Below are 14414 nucleotides of genomic sequence, written 5' to 3'. Positions count from 1 at the left end.
TATTTTTGTTGTAACATACTTGCTCAAATTAAAAAGTAGTAAAATAGAAATGTGCGAATATTTCTAGGTTAAGGGGTAAAGAATTATGGCAGACAGATTAAAGAGAGAGCTGAGCAATAGGCATATACAATTAATTGCTATTGGCGGTGCAATAGGCACTGGTCTTTTCTTAGGTGCTGGACAGTCTATTAGTTTGGCAGGTCCTTCAATTTTACTTACATATATTATTGTTGGTTTTGCGTTATTTATGTTTATGAGAGCCATGGGGGAAATGTTGCTTTCAGATACAAAATTCAATTCATTTGCGGATATAACAAATGAATATGTTGGACCTTTAGCAGGTTTCATTACTGGATGGACCTATTGGTTAACGTGGATTATTTCTGGTATGGCAGAAGTGACAGCTGTTGCTAAATACGTGTCATTTTGGTATCCAGAAATTCCCAATTGGTTATCCGCATTAGCTTGTATCTTATTGTTAATGTCATTCAATTTACTAAGTACGAGATTATTTGGGGAATTAGAGTTTTGGTTTGCGATTATTAAGGTTGTTACTATCATCTCGTTGATTATTATTGGTATTATTATGATTGTAATGGCTTATCAAACACCATTTGGACAAGCGGGTGTTTCTAACATTTATAATAATGGAGGAATTTTCCCAAATGGTATGTCAGGATTTTTAATGTCATTCCAAATGGCTATTTTTTCTTTCCTTGGTATTGAAATGATTGGTATTACAGCAGGAGAAACTAAAAATCCTCACAAAACCATTCCACAAGCTATTAATAATGTCCCTTTTAGGATCCTTATATTTTATATTGGTGCAATAGCAGTCATTATTTCTATCATACCTTGGAATCAATTAGACCCAGATAGTAGTCCGTTTGTTAAAGTATTTGCGTTAGTAGGTATACCATTTGCTGCAGGAATTATCAATTTTGTTGTATTAACTGCAGCGGCTTCAGCTTGTAACAGTGGAATATTTGCAAATAGTAGAACGTTGTTTGGATTAGCAGATAGAAAGCAAGCACCACCTAAATTCCAAGTAACAAATCGGAGAGGCGTACCAGTTACAGCAATATTAGTAACATGTTCATTGTTGCTCTTTGCAGTTTTACTGAATTACTTTATACCTAATGCGACGACTGTATTCGTTTATATTAGTACTGTTTCTACAGTATTAAACATATTTATATGGACATTGATTATGATTGCGTATTATAGATATACACGTGCTCGACCTGATTTACATAAGAAAAGTAAATTTAAAATGCCTGGTGGTAAAGTAATGGCGTTATGTATCATCATATTTTTTACTTTTATTTTTTGTGTATTATTTGTAAATCCAGAAACACGAATAGGTGTTATCTTTGCGCCATTATGGCTAGTTGTACTTGCACTTATGTATAGACAGTATAAAAAACACGCAGCTCAATAACTATTAACTTTGAAATGTACACATTATATATTTTTTATAATTGGAGTGAAGAATATGAGTAAAAAAATCATTATGGATTGTGACCCGGGACATGATGACGCGATTGCATTAATATTAGCAGGAGCTAAAAATAGTTCATTAGATATATTAGCTGTAACAACAGTGGCTGGTAATCAATCAGTTGAAAAAAATACCAAAAATGCTTTGAATGTGCTGGAAGTAATGGGTAGAGGAGATATAAGCGTATCTGTCGGTGCTTCAAGACCACTGATTAAGCCAGCTTCGTTTGCATCACAAATCCATGGTAAGAGCGGATTAGATGGCCCTAAATTGCCAGAAGTACCATCATTAAAACCGACACAAAGCTATGCTGCTGATGTTATAATTGAGACACTAAAACAAAGTGAGGAACCTGTAACGCTAGTGGCTACAGGCCCTTTAACAAATATTGCAACAGCTTTAATTAAAGAGCCGAGTATTACACAGTATTTAGACTCTATTACAATTATGGGTGGAGGAACTTTCGGGAATTGGACACCTACTGCAGAATTTAATATTTGGGTCGATGCAGAAGCTGCAAAACGTGTATTTGATTGTGGTGTGCCTATCAACGTGTTTGGCTTAGATGTGACACACCAAGTATTAGCGACTGATGCTATTATCAACAGATTTAAAACTATAGATAATCAAATTGCAAAATTTGTGGTCGAACTTTTAGAATTTTTTAAATCTACATATAAAACACATTTTAATATGGATGGCGGTCCTATACATGATGCTTGTACGATTTTGTATCTGTTGGAACCAAGTTTATTTACAATGCAACACACGCATATTGATATAGAACACCATAGTGCACTTACCTATGGAACAATGGCGATTGACTTAAATGATATTACTAATGGTGAGAAGAATGCATACTTTGCTACTGCAGTAGATGTTGAACGCATATGGGTTATAATGGAAGATATACTCAAAAGTTATAGTGATGACTAATAACTAACATAAAGCTAATACTTGTTACAACCTATTTAATTGACATTGTAATTAGCACAGCCAAAATAATGAAAATATAGATGAAAACTGTATATGTATACTATTAAGTTATGTTACAATGCCATCTAAATAATAATTGAATAGTATCGGTTTATATTTGGAAGCGAATAGAAGAAATTGGCTAAATTTTTTATTTCGCTTCCTATTTTTATGTCAAACTAAAGTATGAGGTTATTTTTAAGCGGATTACTAGAGATTTAAAGATATAAAAAGTATACTTATTAATTAACAATCAAACTAATTAAAAGGTGATTCATTTAGTGAAAAACACGATAAAAACAATTGTATTATTAACTATTATAGTTGTACCACTTATTTTCTTAACAATGAATATAGATCATATACAAAAAAGTATAAATGAAAGTTTTTCAGACTTTAGTAACCAAAACAATAAAAATGAACGCTCGACTTCTTATACGGGCTTTTTTGATCGGAGCAGAGAAACAGAAGATTTCGGTGAATATGAGTTTAGTGGTTTTGATGGGAAACATTATGGGATCGATTATGATTTACCTGAAGACACACCGGTTAAAGCTGTAACAGATGGCAAAGTTACCCGCACATTTGAGAATGACTTAGGTGGCAAAGTAGTGCAAATAGCTGAAACAAATGGACAGTATCATCAATGGTATATGCATTTAAACCAATTTAAAGTTAATGTAGGAGATGAGGTGCAAGCGGGAGATATAATTGCACTTTCTGGTAATACGGGAGAACAAACGACCGGATCACACCTTCATTTTCAGAGAATGAATGGCGGAGTAGGTAATGATTATGCAGAAAATCCTAAAACTTTTGTTGAAAATTTGCCAGATGGTGAGAAAAGTTTATACAAACTAGAATGACTATAGTGTATGTACAATTTCATTATAAAATAATTACCGCTTATTCTAAAAGACATTGATAGGATAAGCGGTAGTTTTATATTCAATTTCTATGATAATGATTATTTATTGTAATAATGATTGGAGCACCACTGCTTGATTATATTTTTCATCTTTAGCGGCAAATAATAAAATAATGTATTTATCTGTCTCAGAAACTTTACTTTGTAGTTCTTCGAATGCTTCTTTTTGGTCAGCATTATCACGCAGTTCTTTTTCATATTTTTCTTTAAAAGCAGCATATAATTTGGGGTCATGGTTAAACCATTTTCTTAGTTCAGAAGTCGGTGCTACATCTTTTATCCAATGGTCTAAATTTGCATCGTCTTTAGATATACCTCTAGGCCATACGCGATCTACAAGTATTCGTAAACCGTCTCGTTGCTTGTCTTCATAGATTCTTTGAATATATACGGTCATGTAATAAACCTCCTTAAATATTTGCTATTCGTTATACTATTACCTTTAAAAATTGAAGGAAAAACATAGATGTATAATTAAGTAGTTATAATATAAAAGGGTATATAAATAAAAATGACGTTAGGAGTGACCGTAATGACTAAATTTGATCATATTGAACCACCTACTCAATTTCAATATCGTAAGGGCCAAGTTTTGATAAAAAATTTTTTTGAATTCACTTGTGATAATCGCATTTATTTTACAAATACAGTGTATAAAGACTTAGCAGATCAACAATACAAATTTAATATTGAAATTTTATCAGATATCGATAAGTATGGATTAGCATTAGATTTTAATGAAGTCGATAAATTATACCAAAAAGAAATTGAACCGTATTTAGATGGTCAATTGGTAAATGACACGTTGCCTGAAATGAATACAACCGCTGAAAATATTGCTATATGGATATGGGAACAATTTACTAAACACTTACCTAACGAGCATCAATTACAAAAATTAGAATTTTTCGAAACGTCATCTCAAGGCCTTGTACTAACAGCGAACTTGATGAAATAGTAAAATTGAGATTTTGTTTTAATGACGTAGCCTTGTGAAACCATTATTAAAATAAAATATAGACTCATGCTAGAACAACCTTATCGACTGTAAAAAAATGTTAATTCTAAATAGAAGTAGGTAAATGAAATCGAATTTTTAAATTGAGATTTTGTATACCTACTTTTTTGTTACAGTCTTTTGATTACAGGTATTGATATTTTGATTGTTATTTAGATATAAAATTCCTCCTAAAGCTATAAAAATGTTTTTGAAAAATAACCAAATAATATTCTGAAAATTGAGAAAATATGATATATTAGTATTTATTTCAGCTTAGGAGGAACTTCTATGATTAAAGTAAGTCCAAAACAATTTTTATATAATGTACTATCTGGTGTAGCCATTGCCATCGTAGCAGGATTGATACCTAACGCTATTTTAGGAGAACTATTCAAACTTTTCGCGCCTAAGTACGAAATTTTCCAAACATTATTACAAGTAGTAGAAAGTATTCAATTTACTGTACCATTATTAGTCGGTGCGCTAATAGCAATGAGGTTCAACTTATCACCTTTAGCAACGGCTGTTGTCGCAAGTTCTGCTTTTGTGGGTAGCGGCGCAGCGCAATTTAAAGATGGTGCTTGGATGCTTGTAGGTGTTGGAGATCTTATTAATACAATGATTACTGCAGCAATTGCGGTGTTTTTAATACTAGTTGTTGGAGAAAAGTTTGGTAGTTTAACATTAATTATTCTGCCAACTATTGTAGGTGTTATAGCTAGCTTTATTGGCGTTCTTATATTGCCATATGTTCAAATGATTACAACTGGTATTGGTAATTTAGTCAATACATTTACAGAATTGCAACCAATATTGATGTCTATGCTTATTGCATTAGTATTTAGTTTTATAATTATCTCACCGATATCAACTGTAGCTACTGCATTAGCTATAGGTATTAGTGGTTTAGCGGCTGGTTCTGCTTCACTTGGAATTGTGGCATGTGAGGGTGCGTTAGTTGCAGGTACGTTAAAAGTAAATAGAGCAGGAGTACCTATAACAATCTTTTTAGGCGGTGTGAAAATGATGATACCTAATATGGTAAGGCATCCTATTATTTTACTACCAATTTTCACAAATGCATTAGTCACTGGTTTTGTTGGCGCACTAATAGGAATTGGTGGGACAAAAGAATCAGCAGGATTTGGAATTATTGGGCTTGTTGGACCAATAAGTGCATTTAGATTTATGGAACATTCAGTATTATTGAACTTAATTTATGTATTTATTGCGTTTTTTGTAGTTCCATTTGTAATGGGATATTTGATAAATACATTTTATATGAAGACATTGAAATTATATGATAGACAAATCTTCAAATTCTTAGCGTAAAATTATACATAATAGCTAAAACGCATGGTTTATTTTGTAATATAATGTAATGTTTTGAAAATTGTATAAAAGAATCACATTTGATAAAAAGGCCACATAACAGTGACCTTTTTAATTTTAGACAAAAAAATTTGCAAGTTTCACTCCAAAATATAATTTTTTTATCTTTTTGTCATTTTACATTTGTGTAACAAAAAGGATGGTTGTAATAATTCAGACTATGAGATGTCATTCAACGAACAAAGTATAAAGCTTAATATAACAACACTATACACAATATATTTTGAAAAAAACGTGAGAATTATGCATTACAAAACAAAACAGCAATGTTTCAATGTTACAAAACGCCTTTGCTTTTGTAAAGTTTTGTTATGGAAGTGTAATATAAATAGCCGAAATATGTGTTATATTATTTGTGGCGAAAAAATAAAACACAAAAATTAATCGATTTCAGCACATACGATAAATAATTTAACGAAAATATAATTTTACTTAAAAAGATTTTAATTTGGAGGATTTTTTAATTATGAAGAAAACAATTTTAGCATCATCATTAGCAGTAGCATTAGGTGTAACAGGATATGCAACAACAGCAGACCACAATCAAGCTCACGCTTCAGAAGAAAATATCGACAAAGCGCATTTAGCTGATTTAGCTCAAAACAATCCTGAAGAATTAAACCAAAAACCATTACACGCTGGCGCGTATAACTATAACTTTGTTTTAGGTGGAAATGAATATACATTCACTTCAAATGGTCAATCTTGGTCATGGAATTACACAGCTGCAGGTGCTCAAAGTGCAACTTCTAGCTCAGTACAAGACGTAACTACTCAAGCAACTACAAACACTAACGAAACTTCAGCTAGTGAAGTAAGTGTCCAAAAACAATCAAGCAATACTCCAGTAGCAGCAGTTGAAGCGCCTAAAGCTTCTTCTAATACTCAAACAAGTGCTGCAACTAGAACTTACAAAGCTGCTCAAACATCAGCAGCATCAACTGGTGGATCAGTTAAAGCTCAATTCTTAGCTGCTGGTGGTACAGAAGCTATGTGGAATTCAATTGTAATGCCAGAATCAAGCGGTAACCCAAATGCAGTTAACCCAGCTGGTTACAGAGGTTTAGGTCAAACTAAAGAATCATGGGGAACTGGTTCAGTAGCTAGCCAAACTAAAGGTATGATTAACTACGGTGAAAGCCGTTACGGATCAATGGAAGAAGCAATTAATTTCCGTGCTGCTAACGGATGGTGGTAGGATCTAAAATAACTCAATAGAAACATTGAGTTATTTTAGATTGAACAACCCGAGGCATTTATGTCCTGGGTTGTATTATTTTATTAAGATTTTATATAAGTGACGTCGAAATCCTCTTTTTTATGAAGGTTTTGACGTCATTTTTTTGTTTGAAATTAGATTGACAAGCGTGAATATTCTGATAAAATTAATAATAATTTAAAATAAACTTATCCAGAGAAGCTGAGGGATTTGGCCTGATGAAGCTTCAGCAACAGACTTTGATATAAAAGTACTGTGCTACTTCCAACAAGCATTTGTGCTTGAAAGATAGGTGACATGTGTAACTATATGCCACACAGGTCGGCATATAGTTTTTTTAATAGGAGGAGTTTTATGGCAATTTCGGATAGATTGGCACAGATACCAGATAGTTATTTTGCAAAAACAATGGGACAGAAAGTAGAACATGGTCCTTTACCATTAATTAATATGGCTGTAGGTATTCCTGATGGTGAAACTCCCAAAGGAATTATTGACTGTTTTGCTGATGCGCTACGTCAGCCTGATAATCAAAAGTATGTTGCTTTCCATGGTAAAGACTCATTTAAGCAAGCAATAGTAGATTTTTATCAAAGACAATTTCAAGTTGAATTAGATAAAGAAGATGAGGTGTGCATTTTATATGGTACTAAAAATGGTCTTGTAGGTTTACCTACATGTATCGTGAATCCTGGAGAAAATGTGTTGTTACCAGATCCAGGCTATACAGATTATAAAGCTGGAGTATTACTTGCCGATGCACAACCACAACCACTCGTTTTGGAACCACCTTATTATTTACCTCAGTGGGACAAAATAAGCAAAGAAACATTACTCAATACACGTTTAGTTTATTTGACTTATCCAAATAACCCGACAGGTTCAGTTGCTACAAAATCAGTATTTGATGAAGCGATTGAACGTTTTAAAGGAACAAAGACAAAGATTGTTCATGATTTTGCATATAGTGCATTTGGCTTCGATGCTAAAAATCCTAGCATATTGCAGTCAGAAGGAGCAAAAGATCTAGCAATAGAAATATTCTCACTATCAAAAGGTTATAACATGTCAGGATTTCGTGTTGGCTTTGCTGTTGGAAACAAAGACATCATACAAGCATTAAAGAAATATCAATCACATACGCACGCAGGTATGTTTGGTGCATTGCAAGACGCAGCAACATACGCTTTGAATAACTACGATGCTTTTTTAGACGAACAAAATTTAACATTTAAACGTCGTAGAGATGAGTTTGAAGCTAAATTACAACAAGCAAATATACCTTTTGAGCCAATGAAAGGTGGTATTTTCTTATGGTTACGGACACCTAAAAACTTTAATGGAGAAAGTTTTGTTGATTATTTATTACAAGAACAGTCAATCCTTGTTGCACCAGGTATACCATTTGGAGAACACGGGGAACATTATGTGCGTATTTCTTTAGCGTTAGATGATGCATCGTTACTAGAAGCTGCAAAAAGAATACAATCGCTTAAGCACCTTTATGAATAGAATAATCTGATTGGAGTGATTAACTTATGACAAGTATTAAAATTTTTGGAGTAAGAGAAGAAGATATACCTTATATTAAAGCATGGTCTACAAAACACAATATAAATGTTGATTTAGATGAAGCACTACTTTCATCAGAAACTGTCGATCGCGTAAAAGGGTTTGATGGTGTTTCAATATCACAGCAAATTCCTTTTGATGAAGATGTATACCGCAAGTTACATGAATTTGGTATTAAACAGATTGCGCAACGAAGTGCTGGTTTTGATATATATGATTTCGAGTTAGCTCAAAAATATGATTTAATTATTTCTAACGTACCATCTTATTCGCCACATTCAATTGCTGAATATACGGTATCACAAGCACTTAATCTGGTTAGAAACTACAATGATATCCAACAAAAAACAGCTTCATATGATTTTAGATGGCAACCAGCTATCTTATCACGCTCTATTAAAGACTTGAAAGTTGCAGTTATAGGAACTGGTCGCATCGGTTCAATTGTTGCCAAAATATTTGCGCAAGGTTTTGAAGCTGAAGTTATTGCTTATGATATTGCGCCGCAGGACAGTTATAAGTCATTTTTAACTTATACAAATAGTATAGAAGAAGCTGTAAAAGAGGCAGATATTGTTACGGTGCATATCCCTGCAAGTAAGGATAATGATTATTTATTTGATGATATATTGTTTAATGAATTTAAACGAGGATCAGTATTTATCAATTGTGCTAGAGGTTCCATTGTAAAAACTAGTGCGCTATTACATGCGCTAGATAACGGTATTTTAAAAGGTGTAGCACTTGATACATATGAAGGCGAAAAGGGATTGTTTCCAAGTGATCAACGAAATTCTGAATTAGAGGACGAGGTATTAAAGCAACTTATCGAACGTCAAGATGTTATTGTTTCACCTCATATTGCCTTTTACACAGATGCAGCCGTTGAAAATCTCATTGTGGATGCTTTAGATGCGACAGTCGATGTTATTAAGACTGGTGATACTAAATTACGTGTAAATTAATAAGTAGGCAAGTGTGTATGTCTTAAATCGTAAGCTATTTTAAATATAAAAAGGGAGTGCGACAGAAAACTAATTTTTTAGAAAAGATTTCTGTCTCACTCCCGGCAAGGAGGACTAGAGTTGAAAAAGCTCGATTTAAAAGTTTTTTCAACTCAGTCAGCTACTGCTATTACACTAAGTTGAGACCGAGACATTATATATGTCCTAGCCACTTTACTTTGAGAACAAGGGTTAAGTGTCTTACGTTTTTATTTCAGCAAAGATACTTATATTTGATAAGTTTTTGAGATATTATTTTACGTCATAACCTTGCTCTTCTATTGCTTCATACATGTTTGGTGCTGCGACTTTGTTATCATCATAATCAACTTTAACATTACCTTGATCAAGATTAACATCAGCTGTTGATACACCATCTAGATTTGTTAGTGCACTTTCTACTGCATGTTTACAGTGTTCACAACTCATTCCTTCTACTTTAATTGTTTCGATTGCCATATCAATCACCTCCTTAAAATAATAAACTTCATTTGAATCATCTCAAAATTTAATTATAATTTCATGCGTTTTAATCTGAGTGCATTAGTGACAACACTTACTGAGCTTAAAGCCATCGCGGCACCAGCAACCCATGGTGCAAGTAATCCAAGTGCAGCAATTGGAATGCCTGCTACGTTGTAACCAAATGCCCAAAATAAGTTTTGGCGAATATTACGTATAGTTGATTTACTAGCTGTAATTGCTTTAGGTACTAGTAATAAATCACCACCAAGGATGGTAACATCAGCAGCTTCGATGGCAACTTCTGTACCTGTACCGATTGCTATGCCGATATCCGCTTGGACTAAAGCTGGGGCATCATTTACGCCATCTCCTACCATTGCTACCGTCTTATTATTAGCTTGTAATGATTCAACTTTAGATGCTTTTTCTTCTGGTAACACTTGTGCTATTACTGTGTCTATACCAACTTGTGAAGCGATGGCTTCAGCAGTACGTTGGTTATCACCAGTTAACATGACAACTTCTATATTTAAATCGTGTAACTGTTGGATTGCTTTGTTAGTAGAATCTTTGACTGTATCAGCTACTGCTATAGTGCCACGTAATTGTTGGTTAATCGCTATTAACATGGCAGTCTTACCTAACTGTTCGAATTGAGATAATTGTAGCTCAGAACAATCAATATCCACATGATATTCTTCTAAGAATTTACGGTTACCCACTAATAATGATTTTCCAGCAATCGTGGCTTTGATACCATGCCCAGGTACTGCTTCAAAATCATCAACTTCTAATAAATTAACTTGTTCTGATCTTGCATAATTAACAATAGCTTCGGCGAGTGGGTGTTCAGAAGCTTTTTCAGCGCTAGCTAATAATTGTAATGTTTCATTATCACCATCAAAGTCTGTGACTACAGGCGTTCCATGTGTGATTGTTCCAGTTTTATCTAAGACAACAGTATCGATTTGATGTGTACGCTCGATATGTTCGCCACCTTTGAATAAAATACCATTCTCTGCTGCTTTTCCTGTACCTACCATAATAGAAGTAGGTGTAGCTAAACCAAGTGCACAAGGACAAGCGATAACCAGTACAGCAATTGCTGCTACTAAGGCAGGTTCAAATTGACCTTGGCGAACTAAAGTAATCCATATCATAAATGTTAGAATTGCGATACCAACTACAATAGGTACAAAATAACCAGATATGATATCGGCAAGTCTTTGGATAGGTGCTTTAGAACCTTGAGCTTCTTCTACCACTTTAATAATAGAGGCGAGCGCAGTGTCCTTACCAACTTTTGTAGCTTCGATTGTGATAATGCCATTTTTATTCATTGTTGAACCAATCACATAGTCACTTTGTGTTTTTTCAACTGGTATAGATTCACCAGTTAACATAGATTCATCGATAGAAGTTTTACCTTTGAGAATTTTTCCATCTACAGGTATTTTCTCTCCAGGTTTAATAATTAAATAATCACCTTCTACAACTTCGCTTAAAGGTACCATTTGTTCCTTGTTATTACGTAGCACACGTGCTTCTTTAGCTTGTAAGTTTAGCAATTCGCTTAAGGCATTTGTCGTTTGTGATTTTGCACGTGCTTCCAAATATTTACCAAATAAAATCAATGTTATGAGTACAGCACTCGTTTCGAAATATAAATGCGGCGTATAATTGGTATTGTTTAGCCATTTGACCATTTCATACAAACTATAAAAATACGCTGCACTTGTTCCTAAAGCTACTAATACATCCATATTTGCTGAACCATTTCTCAAGTTTTTATATGCACCAACATAAAATTGCCAACCAATAATGAATTGTATCGGAGTTGCTAAGATAAATTGAAACCATGGGTTCATTAATATAGAAGGCAAATGCATGTTAAAGAGATGCACAAACATAGTTAATAGTAATGGTAAAGCTAATATAGCCGAAATAACTAATTTTGTAAGTTTATGTTTTAACTCTAATGCTTTGTGTGATTGTTTTTCATCAGCTTCTTTTTTGAGTTGAGCATCATAGCCTAATTTTTGAATTTTTTTAATTAAAGTCTCAACTGAAGTTGAATTAGGATTATATATAATTGTAGCATTTTCAGTTGTAAGATTAACGTTGGCTTCATCTACGCCATCAGTGCGATTTAATACCTTTTCAATACGGTTAGAACATGCTGCACATGTCATGCCTGTAACTTCTAAGTCGACTTTGTCATTTAATACGCCGTACCCTGTTTTTTCAATTGTATTGGAAAGGTCAGTAGGTGTAGTTGAACTAGGGTTATAAGTTATTGTAGCTTTTTCAGTTGTTGCGTTAACATTTGCTTCAACGTCATCCATTTTATTTAAATTTTTCTCTATACGGTTAGCGCAAGCTGTGCATGTCATACCTGTAATATTGAAAGTAGTTTTTTTCTGTTCGTTCATTAAGTTATCCTCCTTTCGATTTGTAAATGATTAATCGTAACATTAGAACCTTTTACAACATAAATATACCCCTAGTAGGTATAAAAGTCAATGTTATTGTTTTAAAAAAGAGGGCTAGGTACACAAAATCAAAATTGATTTCGTATTCCTAGCCCTTCAAGACATGGCAATAATAACATATTAGTGTCGTACTTAAATTTTAAGTATTATAGCTGTTGGTTATATCTTGTGATGAATATCTAAATGATTAAAATAATTGTTTTGATTTTTTACTATAGCTTAGGTTTGTCGAAGCTTAGCAAATGACTAAAATTGGCTTGATGTTTTTACACTATAAGATATGCGATTGAAAATGACTTTATAAAAGATGTTCTTGGTTTACTTTACTTAATTCGTTAACAATTTTACGGCTATCTTTATTTAGATGTTTGACGTAAATTTTATTGTTCTTTTTATGATAATTTTCAATCAATGTGTCTATGGCATTAACAGCTGAATCATCCCATAAATGTGCTTCTTTAAAGTTTAAATAGATTGTTTTGTCATGTAATTCTAAATCGAGTTGGTTCATTAATGAATCAATAGAAACGAAAAAGATTTGTCCTTTTATATTATAATGAATAGCATGATTAATCTCTTCATATTGGACGGAAACATTTGAAATTTTTGTAGCAAAACACAAGGCGCTTACAATTATCCCCACAATTACCCCTAGTGCTAAATTGCTTGTAATTAATACGATAGCTACAGTGAGAATCATCACAAGCGCGTCTGTACGAGGTGCTTTTTTAATAAATTTAAAGGAACGCCAATTAAAAGTTCCCACAGAAACCATAACCATAATAGCTGCTAGAATGGGCATCGGAATTTCAACGACCCAATTACCAAATACGATGATTAAGATAATTAAGAACACACCAGCAGTAAAGGTAGATAAGCGCGTCGTAGCGCCTGAGCGTACATTGATTACTGATTGACCGATCATTGCACAACCACCCATAGCACCAAAGAAACCTGTGATTACATTGGCAATACCTTGACCACGAGATTCTTGGTTTTTACTACTATAGGTATCTGTCGCTTGGTCGACAATACGAGCCGTAAGCAAGCTTTCAACGAGTCCAACAATCGCCATAGATAAAGCATATGGGAAAATGATTTTTAACGTTTCTATATTAAAAGGTACATCGGGAATGAAAAATTGAGGTAACGAACGTTTAATTTCACCTAAATCTCCAACCGTTTCTACATTCGCGCCAGTCACTAAGTAAGTTATTGTTAATAAAATAATCGCAATTAGTGGCGCAGGTATCTTGTTAAAAATACGTGGTAAAAGATAGATAATAAGTAAAGTAATGATAACAAATAAATAAGTGGCAAAAGATATACCAAAAATATGCTTGATTTGTGTTAAGAAAATCATAATGGCTAAGGCGTTAACAAAACCAATCATTACAGAGTTGGGAATAAACTTCATTAACCGACCAATTTTTAATATACCGAAAATAATTTGAATAATTCCCATTAAAATCGTGGCCGCTAATAAATACTGGACGCCGTGGTCCCGTACTAAAGGTACAATAACTAAAGCCACAGATCCTGTTGCAGCAGAAATCATAGCCGGCCTTCCACCCACGAAAGAAATAACAACTGCAATAATAAAAGAGGAATATAGACCAACCATAGGGTCTACTCCTGCTATAATTGAAAATGAAATGGCTTCTGGAATTAATGCTAATGCTACGACTATACCAGCCAATATATTAGTCCCTGGAGCAATTAGCCACTCCCGCTTAATTTTATTTAACATTTATCTTACTCCTTATTTAAAAATGAACTAGACTATTATATCATATAGTGAAAACAATTACCCCTAAGCTGTAAAAGTAACTAAAAAATGAGAAGTTCAATAGATGAATAAATCAT

At 33.4% G+C, this 14414-nt stretch carries 12 protein-coding genes and 1 riboswitch; of the genes, 8 read left to right on the top strand and 4 right to left on the bottom strand.

What is annotated here, in order from left to right; all coding sequences use genetic code 11:
• Positions 1-85: 85 nt before the first annotated feature.
• The 3 genes from ACF91D_RS02510 (at position 86) to ACF91D_RS02500 (ending at position 3342) form a co-directional block, all read left to right on the top strand.
• On the top strand, positions 86-1441 hold the full coding sequence (locus tag ACF91D_RS02510; protein ID WP_039069171.1) for an amino acid permease: 1356 nt from the start codon (positions 86-88) through the stop codon (positions 1439-1441).
• A gap of 54 nt (positions 1442-1495) precedes the next feature.
• Positions 1496-2437 (top strand): nucleoside hydrolase, encoded by a 942-nt coding sequence (locus tag ACF91D_RS02505; RefSeq protein WP_039069173.1) that lies wholly within the window; start codon positions 1496-1498, stop codon positions 2435-2437.
• A 320-nt stretch (positions 2438-2757) separates the two neighbouring features.
• Positions 2758-3342: a M23 family metallopeptidase gene (locus tag ACF91D_RS02500; RefSeq protein ID WP_107549731.1), complete on the top strand. Its 585-nt coding sequence runs from the start codon at positions 2758-2760 to the stop codon at positions 3340-3342.
• A gap of 105 nt (positions 3343-3447) precedes the next feature.
• Here ACF91D_RS02500 and ACF91D_RS02495 read toward each other — a convergent pair whose 3' ends face one another.
• Positions 3448-3801 carry a DUF488 domain-containing protein gene (locus ACF91D_RS02495; protein WP_327620986.1) on the bottom strand — a complete coding sequence of 118 codons (354 nt, stop codon included), beginning with the start codon at positions 3799-3801 and terminating at the stop codon, positions 3448-3450.
• 135 nt (positions 3802-3936) lie between these two features.
• Between ACF91D_RS02495 and ACF91D_RS02490 the strand changes: the two genes are divergently transcribed.
• From ACF91D_RS02490 to ACF91D_RS02470, 5 genes are all read left to right on the top strand, one after another.
• Positions 3937-4362: a 6-pyruvoyl trahydropterin synthase family protein gene (locus ACF91D_RS02490; protein ID WP_327620985.1), complete on the top strand. Its 426-nt coding sequence runs from the start codon at positions 3937-3939 to the stop codon at positions 4360-4362.
• A gap of 330 nt (positions 4363-4692) precedes the next feature.
• Positions 4693-5736 (top strand): PTS sugar transporter subunit IIC, encoded by a 1044-nt coding sequence (locus tag ACF91D_RS02485; RefSeq protein WP_039069178.1) that lies wholly within the window; start codon positions 4693-4695, stop codon positions 5734-5736.
• A gap of 526 nt (positions 5737-6262) precedes the next feature.
• A complete protein-coding gene (locus tag ACF91D_RS02480) occupies positions 6263-6994 on the top strand; it encodes an aggregation-promoting factor C-terminal-like domain-containing protein (protein ID WP_327620984.1) in 732 nt (243 codons plus the stop codon).
• A 206-nt stretch (positions 6995-7200) separates the two neighbouring features.
• Positions 7201-7310: riboswitch (SAM riboswitch) on the top strand.
• A gap of 59 nt (positions 7311-7369) precedes the next feature.
• Positions 7370-8527, top strand: coding sequence for an aminotransferase class I/II-fold pyridoxal phosphate-dependent enzyme (locus tag ACF91D_RS02475; protein ID WP_039069181.1), 1158 nt, complete (start codon positions 7370-7372; stop codon positions 8525-8527).
• A gap of 26 nt (positions 8528-8553) precedes the next feature.
• Positions 8554-9552 carry a D-lactate dehydrogenase gene (locus ACF91D_RS02470; protein ID WP_327620983.1) on the top strand — a complete coding sequence of 333 codons (999 nt, stop codon included), beginning with the start codon at positions 8554-8556 and terminating at the stop codon, positions 9550-9552.
• A gap of 291 nt (positions 9553-9843) precedes the next feature.
• Here ACF91D_RS02470 and copZ read toward each other — a convergent pair whose 3' ends face one another.
• The 3 genes from copZ to ACF91D_RS02455 all read right to left on the bottom strand — a co-directional run bounded on the left by copZ (position 9844) and on the right by ACF91D_RS02455 (position 14298).
• Complete coding sequence (gene copZ, locus ACF91D_RS02465) at positions 9844-10050, bottom strand: copper chaperone CopZ (protein ID WP_327620981.1); 207 nt, start codon at positions 10048-10050, stop codon at positions 9844-9846.
• Positions 10051-10103: 53 nt separating this feature from the next.
• On the bottom strand, positions 10104-12488 hold the full coding sequence (locus ACF91D_RS02460; RefSeq protein ID WP_327620980.1) for a heavy metal translocating P-type ATPase: 2385 nt from the start codon (positions 12486-12488) through the stop codon (positions 10104-10106).
• Between the two features lie 358 nt (positions 12489-12846).
• Entirely contained in the window at positions 12847-14298 is a 1452-nt protein-coding gene (locus ACF91D_RS02455; protein WP_208181960.1) for a SulP family inorganic anion transporter, read from the bottom strand.
• Positions 14299-14414 lie beyond the last annotated feature (116 nt).

The sequence above is a fragment of the Staphylococcus sp. 231237_7MaSpsaltlick genome (genome assembly GCF_043107035.1).
The sequence above is the reverse complement of the archived record's forward strand: the minus strand, read 5'-3'. Positions and strand labels throughout refer to the sequence as shown.

Coding starts and splice junctions, on each gene's coding strand:
- ACF91D_RS02470 (WP_327620983.1), top strand. CDS start 8,554: ATGACAAGTATTAAAATTTTTGGAGTAAGAGAAGAAGATATACCTTAT.
- ACF91D_RS02455 (WP_208181960.1), bottom strand. CDS start 14,298: ATGTTAAATAAAATTAAGCGGGAGTGGCTAATTGCTCCAGGGACTAAT.
- ACF91D_RS02505 (WP_039069173.1), top strand. CDS start 1,496: ATGAGTAAAAAAATCATTATGGATTGTGACCCGGGACATGATGACGCG.
- copZ (WP_327620981.1), bottom strand. CDS start 10,050: ATGGCAATCGAAACAATTAAAGTAGAAGGAATGAGTTGTGAACACTGT.
- ACF91D_RS02485 (WP_039069178.1), top strand. CDS start 4,693: ATGATTAAAGTAAGTCCAAAACAATTTTTATATAATGTACTATCTGGT.
- ACF91D_RS02495 (WP_327620986.1), bottom strand. CDS start 3,801: ATGACCGTATATATTCAAAGAATCTATGAAGACAAGCAACGAGACGGT.
- ACF91D_RS02510 (WP_039069171.1), top strand. CDS start 86: ATGGCAGACAGATTAAAGAGAGAGCTGAGCAATAGGCATATACAATTA.
- ACF91D_RS02475 (WP_039069181.1), top strand. CDS start 7,370: ATGGCAATTTCGGATAGATTGGCACAGATACCAGATAGTTATTTTGCA.
- ACF91D_RS02460 (WP_327620980.1), bottom strand. CDS start 12,488: ATGAACGAACAGAAAAAAACTACTTTCAATATTACAGGTATGACATGC.
- ACF91D_RS02490 (WP_327620985.1), top strand. CDS start 3,937: ATGACTAAATTTGATCATATTGAACCACCTACTCAATTTCAATATCGT.
- ACF91D_RS02480 (WP_327620984.1), top strand. CDS start 6,263: ATGAAGAAAACAATTTTAGCATCATCATTAGCAGTAGCATTAGGTGTA.